General features: G+C 62.1%; 12 protein-coding genes and 1 pseudogene. 9 read left to right on the plus strand and 4 right to left on the minus strand.

The features are described from left to right. Positions 1 to 10 precede the first annotated feature (10 nt). Complete coding sequence (locus ACI38B_RS01830) at positions 11 to 1,612, minus strand: serine/threonine-protein kinase (RefSeq protein WP_439729278.1); 1,602 nt, start codon at positions 1,610 to 1,612, stop codon at positions 11 to 13. 948 nt (positions 1,613 to 2,560) lie between these two features. Between ACI38B_RS01830 and ACI38B_RS01835 the strand changes: the two genes are divergently transcribed. After that, complete coding sequence (locus tag ACI38B_RS01835) at positions 2,561 to 3,232, plus strand: hypothetical protein (protein WP_439729279.1); 672 nt, start codon at positions 2,561 to 2,563, stop codon at positions 3,230 to 3,232. 1,428 nt (positions 3,233 to 4,660) lie between these two features. Here ACI38B_RS01835 and ACI38B_RS01840 read toward each other — a convergent pair. Next, entirely contained in the window at positions 4,661 to 5,806 is a 1,146-nt protein-coding gene (locus ACI38B_RS01840) for a quinone-dependent dihydroorotate dehydrogenase (RefSeq protein ID WP_439729280.1), read from the minus strand. 176 nt (positions 5,807 to 5,982) lie between these two features. Between ACI38B_RS01840 and ACI38B_RS01845 the strand changes: the two genes are divergently transcribed. The 6 genes and pseudogenes from ACI38B_RS01845 to ACI38B_RS01870 all read left to right on the plus strand — a co-directional run bounded on the left by ACI38B_RS01845 (position 5,983) and on the right by ACI38B_RS01870 (position 12,903). Continuing rightward, positions 5,983 to 6,756: a polyprenol monophosphomannose synthase gene (locus ACI38B_RS01845; RefSeq protein WP_439729281.1), complete on the plus strand. Its 774-nt coding sequence runs from the start codon at positions 5,983 to 5,985 to the stop codon at positions 6,754 to 6,756. A gap of 310 nt (positions 6,757 to 7,066) precedes the next feature. Beyond that, positions 7,067 to 7,858, plus strand: a pseudogene (locus tag ACI38B_RS01850) (DeoR/GlpR family DNA-binding transcription regulator); the annotation flags it as partial. 356 nt (positions 7,859 to 8,214) lie between these two features. Next, positions 8,215 to 9,498 (plus strand): galactose-1-phosphate uridylyltransferase, encoded by a 1,284-nt coding sequence (gene galT, locus ACI38B_RS01855; protein WP_439729282.1) that lies wholly within the window; start codon positions 8,215 to 8,217, stop codon positions 9,496 to 9,498. Between the two features lie 172 nt (positions 9,499 to 9,670). Next, positions 9,671 to 10,894 (plus strand): galactokinase, encoded by a 1,224-nt coding sequence (gene galK, locus ACI38B_RS01860; protein WP_439729323.1) that lies wholly within the window; start codon positions 9,671 to 9,673, stop codon positions 10,892 to 10,894. A gap of 304 nt (positions 10,895 to 11,198) precedes the next feature. After that, complete coding sequence (locus ACI38B_RS01865; RefSeq protein WP_015449974.1) at positions 11,199 to 11,471, plus strand: ACT domain-containing protein; 273 nt, start codon at positions 11,199 to 11,201, stop codon at positions 11,469 to 11,471. Between the two features lie 67 nt (positions 11,472 to 11,538). Beyond that, entirely contained in the window at positions 11,539 to 12,903 is a 1,365-nt protein-coding gene (locus tag ACI38B_RS01870; protein ID WP_439729283.1) for a PFL family protein, read from the plus strand. 293 nt (positions 12,904 to 13,196) lie between these two features. On the opposite strand, the gene ACI38B_RS01875 is transcribed toward ACI38B_RS01870, so the two are convergent. Continuing rightward, complete coding sequence (locus ACI38B_RS01875) at positions 13,197 to 14,714, minus strand: hypothetical protein (protein WP_439729284.1); 1,518 nt, start codon at positions 14,712 to 14,714, stop codon at positions 13,197 to 13,199. 11 nt (positions 14,715 to 14,725) lie between these two features. Further along, positions 14,726 to 14,995 (minus strand): hypothetical protein, encoded by a 270-nt coding sequence (locus tag ACI38B_RS01880; protein ID WP_015449977.1) that lies wholly within the window; start codon positions 14,993 to 14,995, stop codon positions 14,726 to 14,728. A gap of 220 nt (positions 14,996 to 15,215) precedes the next feature. Here ACI38B_RS01880 and ACI38B_RS01885 point away from each other — a divergent pair, with 220 nt between their 5' ends. Further along, positions 15,216 to 18,851: a starch-binding protein gene (locus ACI38B_RS01885; protein WP_439729285.1), complete on the plus strand. Its 3,636-nt coding sequence runs from the start codon at positions 15,216 to 15,218 to the stop codon at positions 18,849 to 18,851. Positions 18,852 to 18,862: 11 nt separating this feature from the next. After that, positions 18,863 to 19,828 (plus strand): hypothetical protein, encoded by a 966-nt coding sequence (locus tag ACI38B_RS01890; protein ID WP_439729286.1) that lies wholly within the window; start codon positions 18,863 to 18,865, stop codon positions 19,826 to 19,828. The last annotated feature ends 23 nt before the right edge of the window (positions 19,829 to 19,851 follow it).

Genomic DNA, 19,851 nt, shown 5'->3' on the forward strand with positions numbered 1-19,851 from the left:
GTGCTCACGATTACGGTCTGATGGCGCATGCCATCGCGGGGGTGTCGGACATCCGTCTGTCCGCACGGATCAGACTCACCTGGATACAAGTGTGTGCTTCACCGGACGAATCGATTTCGATGGAAGTCGACGAGTTCAGCGTGCCCTGTGCGCCCGCGGGCGCGTCCGTGTCACCCACAATCGCCCACGCATATGTGTCGCCGTCCTGCGGTTCTGGATTAATCCACGTGAATGTCACTTTGTCTCCGACCGCGTTGTAAGTGCCGGTAAGATCATGCACCTGGGGTACGGATCCGGAAGTGACCGCGGAATCCGGATCATCCTCCTTGCGTTGTTCCTCGGCGTGATTGTCGCCGATACCGCCGCTGGAGACCTGCATGGCGCTGTTGTCCAAAGCCGTGTCCATATTCGGCGCGACGGCGAAGACAAACACCAGCGCGAGAACCGTAATCGCTGCCACCACAGACAGCACGGCAACAAGCGGCTTCACCCACGATGAGCGTTTGTGAGGAATCGCAGTAGACAGGGACTGAGGGGAGGCCTGCGAAACCGGGCGCAAATCCGCCGGCGCGTCCGCCTCACCTTCGATGGTCGTACGTGTGGCATGACCATATACTTCTTGCTGCGCGCGCTGCATATCGCGAGCGAATTCCAGCGCCGAATAATACCGGTCCTCGGGAGCCCAGCTCATCGCCTTGTGCAACACGCGCTCAACGGGGGCGGGAATATCCGGACGGTGGAATGCCGGCAACGGCTTTGCCAAGATGATGGCCTGCAATCGTTCCGCCCGTTCCCTCCTGTGGGAATCGCCCAAATCGTCGGCATACGCGTATTCATACGGGGATTGCCCAGTCACCATAGCGAACAAAGTGGCACCCAGGGAATAAATGTCAGACGCCTCATTGCCTCCTCCGCCGTTGGCTAGTACCTCGGGCGGCGCCCAAGCGACGGTGAATCCCACGCCGGGGCCTCCATAGATAGTGCCCGCGATACCGAAATCGGCGAGCATGGGCATATGCTGCGCGTTGATAAGTATGTTGCTTGGCTTGATATCGCGGTGAATGATGCCTTTGCGATGTGCGGCGAACAGTGCGCTCGCCAGATCGATGCCGATGGTAAGCATCTGGTCCGCGGTGAGTCTGTCATGTTCGAGGAAAGCCTTGAAATTGCCTCCCGGGGCGTACTCGAACACGGTGTATCCGTGTCCGGTCGCGGTGATGCCGCTTCCGTAAATGGAAAGAATATAGGGATGCGCAGAAATCTGGCCCATGAAATCGGACTCGGAACGGAAACGGTTCGCCACCTGCGAATCCAGTATCTGCTTGCTGATTTTGATGGCAACCAGACGATCGGGGACATGCTGGCGGTACAGGCATACCTCGGCCTCGGAACCTGAGCCGAGCCGCGTGATGGGTGTGTAGCCGGGGATGCGCCCGACTGCGTGTTCTGTGATGCCAGTTTGGGCAGCCTGGGTTGTTCGAAATGCTTCGATGATTCGGTGTACTTGCGTGCTCTTTGTGCTCGATGACGAATACCAGGCCTTGGCATCATCCGGCCTTGCAACAGGTCGCTCGTGTGGGCCACCAAGTGACAGCGGTGCACTGATAGTCATGACAATTCCCCCTGCAATTGTGCATACATTGTCCCCCATGCGCGTTGGTGTTCGCGCGAATGTATTGGTTGAAATCGTATCCTGTGCCGGGGATTGCGATGACGTGTCTCGCCGGTAACGAATTGCCTTCTGACGCGAAGCAATGATTCTGGAAAACAGCGATGTTCTGCGTCGTCAAACGTTTCACTTCATTTGTTCGCATTCGTGTTTGTCCGCTGGACGGGGCTATTGATTTCCTTGAAACGGTGCGGTGCCCATATGTTGAGACGGCGTGTCGGACGCGTGCAGTTGATGTCCCGACGTTGAAGCGGGGCGTCGGCGTACAAAAGCGGCGTATATAGGAGGGAATGACAATGCGTGATTGGTACTGCTGAGGTATATTCATGAGCATTGATGTCGCTGACAATCGGCTGACATGTATGGAAGGACAACGGAGACTGGTGGCCGGTTGGTCGGTGATGATTGGTCGGTGATGACTGTCACGATGCATGGAGGAAGGGTATGGGCAATCCGAATATTATGCCGCCAGTTGGCCGCGGTGGACTGATGCCGCACGATGGGCGGATGCCGTCCGGCGGCCAAGTACCGGGGCAGCTCGGTTCGTCCGGTCAGCTGCCGTATTCGCAAGGGCGGTATGTGCAGGCGCCATCTCCGTACGGGTCGTATCCGCAGCAGCCGCTGTCATCGGAGCAGCCGCCGGCACCGCAGCAACAGTCGATACCGTCGATGCCTAGAGCGCAGCGGCAGATATCGCAACAACCTGCGATGCCATCAGTACCGCAACAGCCTGGTCCGCCGGCGCAATCTTCCTTCCGTCCGGGCACTCCCGCGCCATCGATGCCGAGGTATGCTCAGACTCCGCAACGGTTACCTTGGTCGCAGCAGTCGGTGGTTTCCGGGCAACCGCAGCCTTTGCAACAATCGCCAATATCGCAGCAACCGCAACCCATGCAACGGTCACCTTGGTCGCAGCGAGTCCCGCAGCAAGTCCTGCAGCAAGGCGGGCCGAATAGCAATCCCAATCCTGCGGCTGGTGTGGTGGCGACTGAATCACAGGATCATCGTTTCGACCTGCTACCCAATCGAATCGTCAATATCGTGTTCAGTGTCGTATCGTTGTTCATCATGTTCCTGCCCGGCCTTTCTTGGGGCGTCGGCGCCAGTGGTCTGCGCGGCAAGCTCATATTGGCAGTGGTGCTGCTTGTGGTCGGTGTGGTTGGAATCGTTTACATGCTTGTCAAGGCGGTGCCGCGACTGCGTCTGGCCAAAGACGTGGGGTGCGGCTGGAAGGTCGGCATGTCCGGGCGGACGGCGGTGGTGCTGACAGCGATTGTGCTGGCGGCAGGCGGAGTCTTGACGGCGTTCACGGTCTCGGATTATTCAACCGGCCCGGTGACCGACATGGCCACATTCGTGGAAAGGGGCACGCTCAGCGGCTCCACGACAAGTGCCTATTACGAATTCCGCACTGACTACGGCAGAAAATTCCGTATTTCGTTGGCGAACGGTGACGAGGGACTCATGCCCGCAGACCTCGAATCCGGTCAGCGCGTCACCCTGACGTACTACTCGCGGACGGGAATCCTGGTGCCCGATCCCGCGCCAACACTCGCCGAATGAGCGGGGTGGCGCGGGCGTCTGCGGATGTCTGCGGGTGTCTGCGGGTGTCTGCGGGTGCCGCCGTTTTGATCGCGGTGGTTGCGGTTGCCATGTCTGTTGATTCCGATCTGCGTGAAGGCGCGCCTGTGTGAGGATTGACTCACACGATGGCGGGCCGGGTGGCCGGGCTTTGGGTTCTGGGCGGATCCGAGCGTCAATGTGTGAGGATTGGCTCGCATGATGGTGGGTCAGGAGCATGGGGAGAGCTGATTTGGCGGTTCCGGAGGCCGTTGTGTGAGGATTCGCTCACACAATGACGGTTTGGGTGCGCGGGGAGAGCTGATTTGGCTTGGTATGCCGTGTCTGTGTGAGGATTGGCTCGCATGGTGGCGGGTCGGGCGGCCGGGCTTTGGGTTCTGGGCGGCTCCGAGCGTCAATGTGTGAGGATTGGCTCACATGATGGCGGGCCGAGTGGTCTTTGGAGGCTGGTGTGGTGGTCCTTGAAGGCCATTGTGTGAGGATTGACTCACATGGTGGAGCATCAACCAGTCATCAATCCCGCCTCTTGCGGGACCAATGCGGGGACTTCGCACATTCTGCAAACTGGTTACGCTAACTCCCTTGTCAGGGTAACCAGTTTGTAGAAAGAGAGCGGATGAGTGATTGCAGCGGTGCAGTGGATCTGTGGGGTGGTGAGAGCGGTGCGGTAGGTCGCTGAGCGGTTCGGCGGGTCACAGCGGTGCAGTGGGTCAGTGAGTTGTCGGATAGGTTGGTGAGCGGTTCGGTGGTGTCAGTTCGTGTATCTCCTGACATACGCGAACCGTCTGATTGGCTTGTTCGGCGGCTGATTTCCGAGGCATTTGCTGGATTGTGCGTGCCCCGACATACGCAACCCGGCAACTGCCGCGCGCCAGTGTTGGATCATCAGTTTTCTGGCAAGCTTTGTATGTCGGGGCATGCGCAACTTGGCAGATGCTGCGGGTTAGTGTCGAATCGTCAGCTATCTGTCGCGTTTTGTATGTGGCGGCATGCTTGATGCGGCGCTCATCCGCCGCGTTTCGCGTGCATGGCATGTCCGGCATGCATACTTTGGGACGCTTAGTATGTTGCGACATGCTTGACGTTGCGTTTGCTCAGTGCGCTTCATGCACCTGTCGCACCCGTCGGATCCGCCGTACCCGCCGAGCCCGTCGCGTCAGTGTCGGACCGTCGGTTATCTGTAGTGTTTTGTATGTCGGGGCATGCGCAACTTGGCAGATGCCGCGGGTTAGTGTCGGACCGTCAGTTATCTGTCGCGTTTTGTATGTGGTGACATGCTTGATGTGGAGTTCATCCGTCGCGCGAACCCTGCCACGTGAATCCCAGCACAATCAAGCACAATCAAACGCAATCAAGGCGCAGCACAACACCGCCATCAAGCCCGATCAAGCCGCCCCGATCAAACCCCAATCAAGCGTCGACGCCGACCGCTTCGCTGACGTGCTCGAACCCGTCCCGCCGCAGCAGCTCGGCGAGCCCGCGCTTGAGTACAGTGATCTGCTGCGGTCCGCGATACATGAGCGAGGAGATGAACATGACCAGGCTGGAGCCCGCGCGAATCTTCTCGTACGCCTGCTTGGGGGTGAATACGCCGCCGATGCCTGCGATGGCGAACCGGTCGCCGTACTCGCGGTAGGCCTGCCGAATCATTGCGTTGCTCGCGCGGTAGGTCGGCCCGCCGCTTAGTCCGCCCTTCCACATCGCCGGGATCTCCATGCCGCTGCGGTCCTTTTGCAGGTTCGCGATGCTGACGCCCTGCACATTGTGTTCCGCCAGCACGTCAAGCAGCTCGCGGAATTCGGGCCATGTCTTGTTCAGTGGCATCTTGACGAGCACTGGCTGCGGGCGGTCGATCTTGTCCAACGCGCTGAACAACCGATCGAGGTTTTCCGGCTTGCCGAACGGTTCGCCGACATAGGTGTTCGGGCAGGAGATGTTGATTTCGATCATCGCCGTGTGCCCGGCCGCCCGACGCATCGACGTGCAATAATCTTCGATGCCTTCGTCGATGTCTCCGCACAGTTTGTCGTTCGTCCGCGCGATGGACACGGACACCTGCATGCTTTTGGCCTTATCCCATGCGCGTTCTGCCCGCGGAATGATCCGTTCGCTGCCGTCGTTGGCAAGCCCGACATGGACGATCATCGAATCGTATTCCGGCAGCCGGTGGAACCATGGCCGCGGATTGCCTGCGCACGGGCGTGCGGTGGTCGAGCCGACTGTTTCAAAACCGAATCCGGCGTTGTCAAGCAGCACCGGCATGTCGCAGTTCTTGTCGAGGCCGGCGGACAGACCGAAGGGGTTGTCGAAATGCACGCCCATCACATCGGTCTCGAGGATTGGGTCGGTGTAGTTGAGCATTTCGCGCAACAGCCACATAAGCGGCGGAATGTTGCGGGTAACCCGGCAGAATTCAATCATCTGGTCGTGCGCCACGTCGGGCGTGTGGTTGAACACGAAGAACGGCTTGACGATGTGCTTGTAGCCGAAAGTGAAAAGGTCTGTGGTCGCCTTGTTGACGGCGTCGTGCAACGGCTGTTCGGAAACGTAACTCATACCTCATATTGTGGCACTGTTGTCAGCGTGTTCGCAACAAACGCGGGTACTCTGAACACAGAGTCCAATTGGGACTGGTGGCATCAAACGGCTTGAGGCGGCACAGACGGCCTGAATATCGTTTGATGTGACATGAAATGATGGAAAACAACGTGAAGCAGACTGAAAGGGGAGTCATGACAGCATCTGCGAGCGGAACCAGCATGGCGGGGGGCAACGTGTGCGTGGTGATGCCGACATATAACGAGCGTGAGAACCTCCGCACGACCCTTGATGGCGTGTTCGCCTACAATCCGGGTGTCGACGTGTTGATTGTCGATGACGCCTCCCCGGACGGCACGGGTGAGCTCGCCGATTGGATGGCGCAGGACAACGGGCGCATTCATGTGCTGCATCGCGCTGGCAAAGGCGGCCTGGGGCCGGCGTATCTGGCCGGGTTCGCGTGGGCGCTGGATCGCGGGTATGCCGTGATATGCGAGATGGATATGGATGGATCGCACCGCCCGCAGGATCTGGCGCGCATGCTCAAGGTGATGCGCTGCGACCGTGGCGTGGATCTGGTGATCGGCTCGAGGCGTGTGCCGGGCGGGCGCACAGAAGGCTGGCCGTGGTATCGCGACTTGATTTCCAGGGGTGGATCATGGTATGCGCGCAGGATGCTGGGGTTGGGTGTGCGCGATATGACCGCCGGGTTCCGCGCGTACCGGGCTGATTTGCTCAGGCGGATGGATTTGCGGTCCGTTGAGGCGAACGGCTATGTCTTCCAAATTGATATGACTAGGCGCGCTGCGGCGGTCGGCGGCAGGATTCTCGAGGTGCCGATTGTCTTCCCTGAGCGTCGCCGTGGTGTGTCGAAGATGGATTCGGCGATTGTCGTTGAGGCGATGCGGAATGTCACCTTGTGGGGGATTGCGCGGATACGTTTTGCCCATGGCCGTCGTGCCGATTAGCGGATCGACTGGCGGGGTGCCGGGTAACGCGCGGTAGAGAGCATTCAGCCTGTGATACGCAGCAGAAGATAGCCAGCAGACGGTATCCGACAGACGACACCCAGCGGGTGACGCGCAACAGGCGACGCGCAGCGGGCGACGCGCAGCGGGCGACACGCCGATAGCCATAACAAGGATGCGTTCGTTTTTGTTCGTCTTGCTTATGGAAAGTGCGGAAAACTTAGCGTTTTTGTGAGTTTTATCAGCGTTGTCGAGCGTTATCCGCTCAAGCCTGTCACTTGTGTGCGCAATTGTGTGCGATAATGTTCATATGATTTCGTCACAACGTCAGCATCTGATTCTCAGCAGATTGCGCACCCGCGGTGCGGTGCGCATCACCGCGCTGTCCAAAGAGCTCGGCGTGTCAGCCATGACCGTGCGTCGGGACATTGCCGAACTCGCCGACAAGGGCCTGCTCAAACGCGTCCACGGCGGCGCAGTGACCACCAGCACCCTGCTGAGCGAGCCACTGTTCTCCGTCAAATCGCAGATGGACATCGGCCTCAAGGATGCCATCGCGCAGGAGGCAGTCAACTACGTCTCCCCGGGCGACGTCATCGCCATCGGCGGCGGCACAACCGCCTACGTGTTCGCCCAGCATCTGCTTGAATCCCAGCAATCCAGCGGCGTCACCATCCTCACCAACTCAATTCCCGTCGCTGAACTCGTCCAGGCGCTCGAATCCAAGGATGTCGAGGTGATTGTCACCGGTGGCGTCATCACCCGTTCCAACTCTCTGGTCGGGCCGATTGCGGACAAGGTCGTGCAATCCTTGCGCGTGAACACCGTGTTCCTCGGCACGCATTCGGTGTCCATCCCGCGCGGATTCCTCATGCCGAACTCATTGGAAGCGGCCACCGATATGGCGATGATGGATATCGCCGACCGGACGATCATTCTCACCGACCACACAAAATGGAGCAGCACCTCGCTGTCCCTGTTCGCCAACTTCGACCAAGTCGACACCGTGATCACCGATGATGGGCTCGACCCTGATTCCGTCGCCAAAACACGCGAACTGGTCAAGGAACTCGTGCTCGCCAAGCAGGGCGAGTCGGATGAATCGGTTCGTTCGCCCCGCCGGATTCACCCGAACGAGAACGGCGTGGTCGCCGAACACGTCGGGGCGCATGCGGCCGCGGGAAGCCCGGGGTATCCCGATCCCGTCGCTGACGAGTATGACCTTCCGGCGGACCGTGCCCCTCGCGGCAGGGAGACGAAGGGCAGCCGGACGGCGGGGGCGCCGAAGCCGGCCGGCAAGTAACAGACAACCACAACCAGACCCGGCGGCGGGCAGTGCAGCCCGTCGCCGTGGCAGGGGCGCAATGCGGCGTATTCAGCGTTTTGCGACGCATACCAACGGCTCTGCCGCGAAAGAAACAGACAACACAAGCTCAACCGTCCAACAAAGGAGACGACATGACCACCCAATCATCTCAATCGGCTCAGCAGACGCCAGCATGGCAGTACTACCAGCCCGGCGCATACGCGAGCGCCAATATCCGCATCACGCCGACCACCCTCGCCGACGGGCGCGACTTCTTCTATCTCGACGACGACCCCGAGTACGTCAGCGGCAAGAAGACCCGCGAACTGCATGATCCTCGCCATCTCGCCTACCGTTTCGCGCCTCATCTGGACGCCGACGGCAACGAGGTGCCGTACGCCGCACCGCAGATGCGCCGCGACCCGCTGACCGGCGACTGGATCCCCATGGCCACTGCGCGCATGAATCGGCCGATCACCGCCGGTCCGGGGGCAACCGCGAAGGGCAACCCGCTCGCCGCACGCAAGCCGGGTGACCCGTATCAGGACGGCGAAGTGCCGGATACCGATTACAACGTTGTCATTTTCGAAAACCGTTTCCCCTCGATGGTGCGCGTGCCCGGCGTGCCTGACACGGTGACGAATGTCGACGGCAACCCGCTGTGGCAGCAGAAAATGGCCGGTGGCAGGTGCGAGGTCATCTGCTTCGACCCCAACGAGCATGGTCTGCCCGCTGATTTGCCGGTGCGCCGCTTGCGCACGGTTGTCGAGGCATGGGCTTTCCGCACCGCCGAGATCTCTCATATCGACGGTATTGAGCAGATTTTCCCGTTTGAGAACCACGGTCAGGAAATCGGTGTCTCGCTCGCTCACCCGCACGGCCAGGTCTACTGCTATCCGTTCATCGCACCGAAGCTGGAAACCGAACTGCGGCACACCGAGGCATACCACGAGCGTACCGGCGGCAACCTGCTGTGTGACCTGATGAACGCCGAAATCGAGGCGGGGGAGCGGATCGTCATGCGCAATCACAGCTGGGTCGCTTACGTGCCGGCGGCGGCGCGCTGGCCGTTGGAAGTGCATGTCGCCCCTGTGCGCGACGTGCTCACCATCGACGAGCTTGATGACCAGGAGCGTTGGGATTTGGCGCAGATGTACTCCACGTTGCTCAAGCGTGGCAACGCCTTCTTCGATAAGGGCGACGGCAAGGGCATGGATCTGCCGTACATCGCCGCGTGGCATCAGGCGCCGATTCATGACGCCCGCCGCGCGAACTACCGGCTCAACCTCCAGTTCTTCTCCTTCCGCAGGGCGGCGAACAAGATCAAGTATCTGGCGGGTTCCGAATCAGGTATGGCTGCATGGGTGTCCGACACGACGCCGGAACTCATCGCCAAGCGGTTCCATGAGCTCGGGCCGATTGACATCGACGACTGAACGCGCGGCGGTCCGGGCGTCGGCGTGCGGAACGTCGGCAGGCCGGGCCGCAGGCGGCCTGCAGCAAAGCGGCACATCAGCAGAACATCATTCGAAAGGAATAATCATGACAACACCAGACCAGCAGCATGCAACGAAGGATGCCGCCGGAAGCATCCCGTTCATCGACGCGATGAGCGACGCGGAAGGCGCCGCCGCAGCCCGAAAGCTGTTCGAACAAGCCTACGGTGAGGCGCCGGCAGGTGTGTGGGCGGCTCCGGGGCGTGTGAACCTCATCGGCGAGCACACCGATTACAACGCAGGCCTGTGCCTGCCGATCGCGCTGCCGCACCGCACGTATATCGCGCTGAAGCCGCGCGAAGACACGCGAGTGCGTGTGGTTTCAGACGTTAGCCCCGACAAGGTCGCACAAGCCAATCTGGACGGGCTCGCAGCAGGAGGCGTCGACGGGTGGGCGGCCTACCCGGTCGGTGTCGCGTGGGCGCTGCGTAAAGCAGGATTTGGACAGGTCAAGGGCTTTGACGCGGCCTTCGCCTCATGCGTGCCGCTCGGCTCCGGGCTGAGCTCCTCCGCCGCGATGACCTGCTCGACCGCCCTCGCCCTGGACGACGTGTACGGGCTCGGCTTCGGTTCAAGCGATGCGGGACGCATCACCCTGATCAACGCTGCCATTGCCGCGGAAAACGATATGGCGGGCGCTTCCACGGGCGGGCTCGACCAGAACGCCTCCATGCGATGCACGCCGGGGCACGCCCTGCTGCTGGACTGCCGGCCTGGCCTGAGCGCCCTCGAAAGCGTGTCCCAGCAGGCATTCGACCTCGACAAGTATGGGCTTGAACTGCTGGTCGTGGACACGCGGGCCCCGCATCAGCTCAACGACGGGCAATACGCCCAGCGCCGCGCCACCTGCGAACAGGCGGCTGCCGGGCTCGGGGTGGAGAACCTGCGGGTGATTGCCGACCGGGTCAACGCCGCCGACGACCCCGAGGCCGCGCTTGCGGACGTTCTCGGCAAGCTCGATGATGACGTGGAGCGTCGGCGTGTACGTCACGTCATCACCGAAATCGGTCGTGTCGGACAGTTCGTCGATGCGTTCGCAGCTGGGGATATCAAGCGTGCCGGCGAACTGTTCAACGCCTCCCACAATTCCCTGCGCGACGACTACCAAGTCACGGTGCCGGAGCTCGATGTCGCCGTGGACACCGCGCGGACCAACGGCGCGTACGGCGCCCGCATGACCGGCGGCGGCTTCGGCGGCTCCATCATCGCGCTGGTAGACAAGGGACGCAGCCGTGAGGTCGCGCAAAAGATCGCTGACGCGTTTGCAGTGCATGGATTCCACCAGCCTCGGGCGCTCGCCGCGGTCGCATCCGCTTCGGCGCACCGCGTCGACTGATACAAATCGACTGACACGGGGAACGTCAGCAACGCCTAGATGCCCGGAACGGACCGTCGGCAACAATGCCGAGTTCGTTTCGGGCGTCTGTTATTTCGGGTGTTTGTTGTTTCGATTGCCTGTTGTGTCGCGTGTCCCCGCTTCAGGCGTCGTTGACTTGGCGTCCGTTATTCTCACAGCGAGTCGGTGCCCTTCAGCCCTAGGCAAATCGTCCCGAAACGGACATTCCCGGCCCGATGACGTGTGCATTCCCTATACTTGAATCCATCTGGATACCATCGCACCGATTTTCCAAGGGAGATCCATGAACAAGGCAATCATCACCGTCGTAGGCCAGGACACCGTCGGCATTATCGCCCGCGTCTGCACGTACCTTTCCGGTCACCATGTCAACGTCCTCGACATTTCGCAGACCATCATCGACGGGTTCTTCAACATGATGATGATCGTCGATTACAGCAACGCCGACAACGAATTCGGCACCATGGTCAACGACCTCGACAAGCTCGGCGAGGAAATCGGCGTGCGCATCCGCTGCCAGCGCGAAGAGATCTTCACCAAGATGCATCGCGTCTGAGTCCAGTTATCACGCGGATCGACGCGCAAGAACGCAACCGAACGAATCGAAAAGGACAGACACGACCATGCTGAATATCATGGAGGTCCACGAGACCAACAAGATGATCGAGCAGGAGAAGCTCGACGTGCGCACCATCACCATGGGCATCAGCCTGCTTGACTGCGCGGCCGACACCGTGGACGAGGTGTGTGACAACATCTACCGCAAGATCACCACGTACGCCAAGGACCTGGTTTCCACAGGCGAGGCCATCGAGCGCGATTACGGCATTCCGATTGTCAACAAGCGCATCACCGTCACGCCGATTTCGCTGGTCGGAGCCAGTGCTTGCAAGAGCTCCGAGGATTTTGTGCGCATCGCCCATGCGCTTGACAAAGCCGCGAAAACTGTCGGCGTTGACTTGATTGGCGGATACTCCGCACTTGTTTCCAAATCCATGACGCCCGCCGAGGAGATGCTCATCCGTTCCCTGCCGCAGGCACTGAGCGAAACCGACATCGTGTGCTCGTCGGTGAACGTCGGCTCCACCAAGACCGGCATTGATATGAACGCGGTCTACCTGCTCGGTCACATCGTCAAGGATGTCGCCTACGCCACCCGCGAGACCGACAGTGACGGCTGCACCAAGCTTGTGGTGTTCTGCAACGCGCCGGATGACAACCCGTTCATGGCGGGCGGCTTCCATGGTGTCACCGAAGGCGACGCGGTCATCAATGTCGGTGTTTCGGGCCCGGGTGTGGTCTCCCGCGCGCTTGACGAGGCCAAGGGTAAGGATTTCGAATTCCTGTGCGAGACCATCAAGCGTACCGCGTTCAAGATCACGCGTGTCGGCCAGCTGGTCGCCCAGGAGGCGTCGCGCCGACTCGGCATCCCGTTCGGCATCATCGATCTGTCGCTCGCCCCGACCGCCGCAGCCGGCGACTCCGTCGGCGAAGTGCTGGAGAAGTGCGGCCTCGAACAGGTCGGAGCTCCAGGCACGACGGCGGCGCTCGCGATGCTCAACGACCAGGTCAAGAAGGGCGGCATCATGGCGTCCTCGTATGTCGGCGGTCTGTCCGGCGCGTTCATTCCGGTGTCCGAGGACAAGAACATGATCGACGCGGCGGCATCCGGCTGCCTGCGTATCGAAAAGCTTGAGGCGATGACCTGCGTATGCTCGGTCGGCCTTGACATGATTGCGATTCCGGGCGATACCACGCCGTCCACCATCTCCGGCCTGATCGCCGACGAGGCGGCCATCGGTATGGTCAACCAGAAGACAACCGCCGTGCGCGTGATTCCGGTCATCGGCAAGGGTGTCGGCGAATCTGCGGAATTCGGCGGTCTTATGGGCTACGCGCCGATCATGCCGGTCAACACCGCCAGCTGCGAGGCCTTCGTGACCCGTGGCGGCCGCATTCCGGCACCGATCCACTCCTTCAAGAACTAGCGCATCTTCACGCTTGAGTGCATTGCTTCGGCCCCTCCGCGGAGGGGCCGTTGTGTTTGCGCATGGATGTGAGATGCGAGCTTGGTAGGGGAGTGCGGATTCACAGGAAACTCGCAGAAAAACATGGTGGTTCCTGAAGGTTAGGGAGGTTAACTATGTCTCAGCTGCAAAAAGCCTCGAACCGCAAGGTTCCCGATAATTGAATCCCCTTCTTCTCTCTTCTCTCTCTAAAGCCCGGAGGCGTTCGCCTCCGGGCTTTTCTGTTGATTGCATATTTTCTTAATGCAGCTGGTTTATTCGTCTGTTTCCGTTTCGGGTTTGCCTGGTCGGATGGTCGCGGCTCGCGCGACCCGCAGGAGCTCGCCCTCCCAGCGTTCCACGGCCCTGGCCCTTCGCCCGGGCCGGGCCGCGTCCAGGCACAGCATCACGGCCAGGCCGCCCGACCGGGGCGCGAGCAGCGCGACCGTCAGGCACGAGCCGTTTCGCGCCTCCCAGCGGCGCGTGAACGGGCCCTCCGCGCACGGCTCGCGCGAGACCGAGCGCGCGGGCCCGTTCTCCTCCTCCCAGCGTTCCAGCCACTCGTCCCACGCCTCCCCGCCGTCCGGCCCCTCGTCCCATTCGGCCTCGGCCAGGTACAGGGACGCCACGGGATCCCCGTCCCGGCCGGTGTGTTCGAAGGCGAGCAGCACCTCGCCCGCGGCCGACGTGCGCTCCACGAACCCCTCCCCCGGCCCGGGCAGCAGCACCTCGCCCCCGTCGCACAGTGCGGCGCTCCGCGCAACCGGCTCGCGTCCCCCGGCCCGCCGGCCGTGCGTCCTCTTCCACTCGTCGACCGCCCCGTACGCGTCCATCACCGCATCCCCAAGCTCCTCGGCGGACGCGCCGGCAGGCACGGTGCCCTTCCACACCTCGTCGCCCACCAGATCACTGGTACGCGGCGGATATGCGCACACCCAGTAGTACCTATCCTCGTAGTAGGTGACGTCCACGAAATCGTTGTTCCGGGCGAACGCCCTCCATGTCTTGTATCTGGTGTCGTGCCGCCAGCAGTTCTCCTGCTCCTCGAGGTTCAGTTCGAGCGGTCCCGTGCACTCGATGAACGCGAACGCGTCCAGCAATGCCCCGCCCACGTCCTCGGCCGTCACGTCGGGGCCCTTCAGACTCGCAAAGAACCGATCCGTTAATCGATCAACGCCCCAACACTCCACATAAGGTAGAAGCAGGAGCCTATTCCCCTCCCGGTTCACCGATACCGTCATCACACCCATATCATCTGCTTCCTTTCCTTCTGGTAATCCTGTACACGATCCGGAGCCTTGTTCACTCCCCGCTCGCCGCGCGCCCTCTTCCACTCGTCGATCGCCCCGTACGCGTCCATCACTGCCCCGCCCGAGCTCCCCCGCGGACGCGCCGGCGGGCACGATGGCGTGCCATATGGAGTCTCCCGGATCGTCGCCGCCCGACCTTGGCGCATAGGCGCACACCAGATACCTGCCGCCGGGACTGGTGGAGACCCGGACGAAATCGTTGTTCCGGACGAACGCCCGATGCGTCCTGTACCTCGTGTCATACCTCCAGGAATTCCTCCTTTCCTCGAGGCTCAGCTCGAGCTGGCCCGTGCGCTCGATGAACGCGAACGCGTCCAGCACCGCCCCGCCTATGTCCCCGGCCGTCATGCCGGGGCCCTTCAGGCTCCTGAAGAATCGGTCCGTCACCCGATTGACGCCCCAGGATTCTACGCATGGGCGAATCAAGAAACGACTGCCCTCCTTGTCTATCAACACGAATCTGGGATCGAAGTCCGGTTCCATATGCGGTCCTTTCACTTGGCGATCTTGTATACGATGCGTATGCCCGTGCCGGCATGCTCCCTCTGGAACGCCCTCAGCGCCTCGGCGATGTCGTTGCCGATCGCAGTGTCCGGGAACACGACCTCAAGCATCTTGGTGAAGGCATTGCCGTGTATCGCCTTCCCCGTCTTCCGCTCCCCGGTATCGGCGGTGGCTACGGGAACGGAAGCCTCATTAGATGCACGATTGCTATCTGTGTTCAGATTGTCTAATCCCTGTGGCTGGTTGTTGTGTTGTCTCATATTCTGGACGTTTCCTGGTTGGTGGGTCAAAGGTTTGACGGCTGTGGTTCCAATGGTTCCGTTGGCGTTTTGTGTTCTGCCGTCGTTTGCGTTCCGGGGTGTTTGTCTGTTGTAATCGGTTGCGGGCCGCGGCCGTGCGGGCCCGCAGGGAAGTGAGGGATGCGTGGGGCGTCCGCGGCGGCGCACGCGCCCATGCGATGAGGTCAAGGGAAGAGGGCCTATGAGAGGTTCCCGTCTGTCATGCGTGCTGTGCGCGCTGCTTTCGATGTTCATGGTGATGCCCGCCTCGGTGGCGTCCGCAGCCACCGATGGAAGCGGCGGATCAGGCGAAGTGACGATTCATTATTACGACAGTGCCGGCTGGGCGAAGCCGTTCGCGTACATGTACGGCGACGGCGTGCGCTCCGCGTCCTGGCCGGGCGAACGGATGACGGACGACGGCGACGGCTGGTACAGCGTCACCGTGGACGCGCCGCATGGATTGCGCGTGCTGTTCAGCGACAACGGAAAATCGCAGCACCCCGGAGCGAACCAACCGGGGTACGAGGTCAATGGCGAAGCCTGGTTCGTGGGGAGCACGCGGCACGACTCCATGCCGGAAGGCATGAAGGTGCACTTCTACGACTACGCGAACTGGGGCAAGGTCCGCCTGTACTACTATTCCGAAGCGGCCAGAGGGCCGACGTGGCCGGGCGAGGCCATGCATGCAGACGGTGACGGATGGTATACCGCGACCATCTTCGGAACGCAGCCCGCCCGCGTGCTGTTCAACGATGGCGGCTCGAGGCAGACCCCGGCAAGCGGTCAGGAAGGTCATCTGGTAACGGCCGAGGCATGGTGCCGCAACGGCGTATGGACCGACACGAGACCCGACGGCGTGCTCGTCATGTTCCATAAGCCATCGGGATGGGGCAGCCCCCGAATCTACTATTACACGTCCGATGCCGACACCGGGCCCGCCTGGCCGGGCAACGCCATGAAGCACATGGCGGACGGCTGGTATTCCTACACGATAACGAAATACGCCAAGGCGCGTGTGCTGTTCAACGACGGCGGGCATCAGGTTCCCGCAAAGAGCGCGCCCGGCTACGAGGCGTCCGGGGTATGCCGTTGGGACGGCGGCGACTGGTCCTGCGGCGATCCGGCCATCGACGGCGACGATGACGGCGTGCCCGATGTACTGGGCATGATGCTCGGCGGCGATAGCGACACCGACGGTGACGGACTGCCCGATGCGTTCGAAACCATCAGAACAGGCACGGACCCCTCCCGCGCCGATAGCGATGGCGACGGCGTGGCGGATGGCGATGAGGATCCGGATGGCGACGGGCTGACGAACCTGAACGAGCGGGAGATCGGCACGGACCCGATGGCGGCCGATACGGATGGCGACGGGCTGACCGACGGCGAGGAAACGACGCGCACTCATACCGATCCCCTCAAATCGGACACGGACGGCGATGGCGTGGACGACCGGCGTGAGATCCAATGGGGCACGGACCCGCTCGTACCTCAGGAGACGTTCGATGTGACGGCACCCGCCGAGGATGTTGGGCAAGGCGACGTGGACGTGTCCGTGTCGGTGAATCTCCCCGCGAGCCAGGCCGCCACCCTCGACGTGCGCAGATACGACAACCCGTCGTATTTCCCGGACGATATGCCGGGGCTCATAGGGGATGCGTACGAGTTCACCGTTGACGGGCAGGTGGGGTCCGCGACGCTGCGCTTCCGCTTCGACGAATCGCTGTTGTCGGATTCGTCGTTCGACCCGGCCATCTGCTGGTTCGACGAAAAGGAACAGCGGCTCGAGGAACTCGATACCACCGTGACCGGAAACGAGGCCACGGCGACGGTCTCGCATTTCTCGAAATACGTGCTGGTGAACCGGACCACGTTCCACGACTCGTTCTCATGGGAGGACGTGTGGGGCGACGAACAGTTCAACGCGGTGCAGACGGTGTTCGTCATAGACGATTCGGGCAGCATGTGGAGCAACGACCGCGGGAAGAAGCGCCTTTCCGTGGCCCGCGACCTTGTAGGGCGCTTCCCGGGGAACACCCGCACCGGCGTCGTGCGCTTCGCGGACGGAGCCACGGACCTGACCGGCGGGCTTACGGATGCGCAGACCGCGAAGAACGCCCTGGCGGATGCGAACTTCCACGATTCGGGCGGCACCAGCATGTACCTGGCCGTACGGCAGGCCCTGAACATGTTCCAGGGCGACGATGATGCGACGCTACGCAACATCATCGTGCTTTCCGACGGGGAGACTGCCGATACGCGGCTGCATGACAGCGTGGTCGCCGAAGCCAACAAGCGCAAGGTCAAGATCAACGCGGTCGGACTGGGCGGAGGCGGCCCCGGATCATATTTCGAGCGATGGATGAAACCGCTGGCCAGCCAGACCGGCGGCGAATCCTATCTCGCCCAGGACGCCGATGCGCTGGCCGGCATCTACGAGAACATCGGCAAGCTCATCGACATCGAGACCGACAACGACGGCGACGGCATCGCCGACTGGTACGAGGACCATCTCGTGCTGTTCAACGGCGTCTCGCTCAAACTCGACAAGAACAATCCCGACACGGACGGCGACGGCATCCCCGACGGCGAGGAGATCGACCGCCTCGACTACCGGTACAACGCCGACCGCACCAAGGTGATTGTCACCGGACGGCTCATCACGAACCCCACACTGGTCGATTCGGACGGTGACGGCATCGCCGACGCGGACGAACCGGACCCGACGACCGACCCGATGAATCCCGACACGGACGGCGACGGGTTGACCGACGGCGACGAAGTGCGCCGCAACTTCGACCCGACCTCGCCCGACCCAGACGGCGACGGGCGGCGCGACGACAGGGAGCTCGCCGACGACACCAGCCCGTACGTGTACGACAAGGCATGGTACGAGCAGTTCGCCTGCTTCGTGGTCGGAGCGCTTGCGGGGGACTTCATCACCGATGACGACGACCCCGTCACCCTGGCCGGCCAGATCATCGGGGGCGTCATCCCCACATCCGATGTTCGCGACGCCATAGCGAACGTGAAGCACGGCGATTACGCATTCGCCGCGATCAGCGCCGCGGGCATCGTCCCCGCCGCCGGCGACGCGGCCAAGGGCGCGGCGAAGGCCGGCAGATTCATCCTGCGCAACATAGACGACCCGGCGAAGGCCGCAAGACTGCTGGCCATACTGGAGGAGAGCTGCCCGAGCGTGGTCGCCAAGCTCGGCGGCAGCGACGGATTCGTCAAGGCCGCCGCCAGCTTCTCCCAGACCGGCCACGCAAGACTCACCAAAAAAGAGAAGCAGCATCTCGTCAAGGCCGTCAACAAGGCCGGTCTCGCCAAGCATCTGGTCACATCCGGTAGGGACCTGCCCATCGCGGCCACAATCGACACCGGCAAGAACGTCTGGAACGAGCGGTGGCTGAAACGCGGCGACATCATCGACGAACACCTGAACGGGCATTCCACGGGCCGCGGCCTGGGCCGCACGTTCCCGGTCGCGGACAGGCTGGAGAACAGGGTCCTGGTGAGCACGAAAAGCCTCGACCTGGACGCGCGCAGCTACCAGACGCCCGGCAGGCTGAGATCCAGACTCAACAAGTACGTGAAGGATCTCGAGGGATTCGAGGACAAGTATCTGAATAAGGTGGATAGTGAAGGCCACAGGTACAGAAAGATTGGAAATAGGGATAAACGTCTGTCCGAAAAGGACTATGACTCCAAGATGCTGGAGGTCGTGTTCCCGGACACCGCCATCGGCAACGACATCGCCGGGGCGCTGAGGGCGTTCCAGAGGGAGCATGCCGGCACGGGCATACGCATCGTGTACAAGATCGCGAAATAGGAGGAAAATACATGAGCCAGATAAGGATAGTCTCCATAAACAGGGAGAAGGACAGGTTCCTGGTCTGCCCGTTCGTGATGAGCTGGGGCATCAATCGGGTGACGGACCGGTTCTTTCGGAGTCTGAAGGGCCCCGGCGTGACGGCCGGGGATGTGGGCGTGGCGCTGCTGGACTCGTTCGCGTTCATCGAGCGCACGGGCCCGCTCGAGCTGAGCCTCGAGGAGCAGGAGAACTTCTGGCGGCACGACACCAGATACAGGACGTATCGGGCGTTCGTCCGGAACAACGACCTCGTCGAGGTCACCAACTACAAGGACAAGGAATATTGGGTGTACGCATATCCGCCAAGAATCGGCGACGATTGGGACGACGAGGTGTGGCGGGGCACCGTGCCTGCCGGCGCGTCCGCCGAGGAGCTCGGACAGGCGGTGCTGGACGCGTACGCGGCCATCGACGAGTGGAAGAGAACGCACGGCCGGAGGCCCGCGCCCCGCGTGCCGGTTGCGCGGAGCGCGGGACTGTGCGACGGGGGCGAGGTGGTCATGCCCGGTCCGGGAGAGGGGTTCGCGGAGCGCACGTCGGCCGCGGGCGAGGTGCTGCTCGCCTTCGAACGGACCGGACGGGGCGGGGATCCCGTGGCGTCCCTGTACCTGGCCGAGGCGGAGTGGGACGCGGAGGCGGACGGCAGGGAGGCGTGGGACGAGTGGCTGGAGCGCTGGGAGGGGGATAACGGGCCCGCGCGCTCGGTCTCGCGCGAGCCGTGCGGGGAGGGCCCGTTCACCCGCCGCTGGGAGGCGCGCAACGGCTCGTGTCTGACGGTCGCGCTGCTCGCGCCCCGGCCGGACGGCCTGGCCGTCATGCTGTGCCTGGACGCGGCCCGGCCCGGGCGTCGTCCCAAGGCCGTGGGGCGCTGGGAGGAAGAGCTCCATCGGATCGCACGCGCCGCGACCATCCGACCAGGCAAAACGGAATCTTGAGAATGTGAGGCAATAGTGAAAAC

Origin of the sequence: Bifidobacterium sp., from assembly GCF_051876855.1 — a bacterium.
Classification (GTDB): domain Bacteria; phylum Actinomycetota; class Actinomycetes; order Actinomycetales; family Bifidobacteriaceae; genus Bifidobacterium.

Bases quoted from the DNA above. Each gene is read 5' to 3' on its own strand.
- ACI38B_RS01830 (WP_439729278.1), bottom strand. From the start codon at position 1,612: ATGACTATCAGTGCACCGCTGTCACTTGGTGGCCCACACGAGCGACCT.
- ACI38B_RS01835 (WP_439729279.1), top strand. From the start codon at position 2,561: ATGCAACGGTCACCTTGGTCGCAGCGAGTCCCGCAGCAAGTCCTGCAG.
- ACI38B_RS01840 (WP_439729280.1), bottom strand. From the start codon at position 5,806: ATGAGTTACGTTTCCGAACAGCCGTTGCACGACGCCGTCAACAAGGCG.
- ACI38B_RS01845 (WP_439729281.1), top strand. From the start codon at position 5,983: ATGACAGCATCTGCGAGCGGAACCAGCATGGCGGGGGGCAACGTGTGC.
- galT (WP_439729282.1), top strand. From the start codon at position 8,215: ATGACCACCCAATCATCTCAATCGGCTCAGCAGACGCCAGCATGGCAG.
- galK (WP_439729323.1), top strand. From the start codon at position 9,671: ATGAGCGACGCGGAAGGCGCCGCCGCAGCCCGAAAGCTGTTCGAACAA.
- ACI38B_RS01865 (WP_015449974.1), top strand. From the start codon at position 11,199: ATGAACAAGGCAATCATCACCGTCGTAGGCCAGGACACCGTCGGCATT.
- ACI38B_RS01870 (WP_439729283.1), top strand. From the start codon at position 11,539: ATGCTGAATATCATGGAGGTCCACGAGACCAACAAGATGATCGAGCAG.
- ACI38B_RS01875 (WP_439729284.1), bottom strand. From the start codon at position 14,714: ATGGAACCGGACTTCGATCCCAGATTCGTGTTGATAGACAAGGAGGGC.
- ACI38B_RS01880 (WP_015449977.1), bottom strand. From the start codon at position 14,995: ATGAGACAACACAACAACCAGCCACAGGGATTAGACAATCTGAACACA.
- ACI38B_RS01885 (WP_439729285.1), top strand. From the start codon at position 15,216: ATGAGAGGTTCCCGTCTGTCATGCGTGCTGTGCGCGCTGCTTTCGATG.
- ACI38B_RS01890 (WP_439729286.1), top strand. From the start codon at position 18,863: ATGAGCCAGATAAGGATAGTCTCCATAAACAGGGAGAAGGACAGGTTC.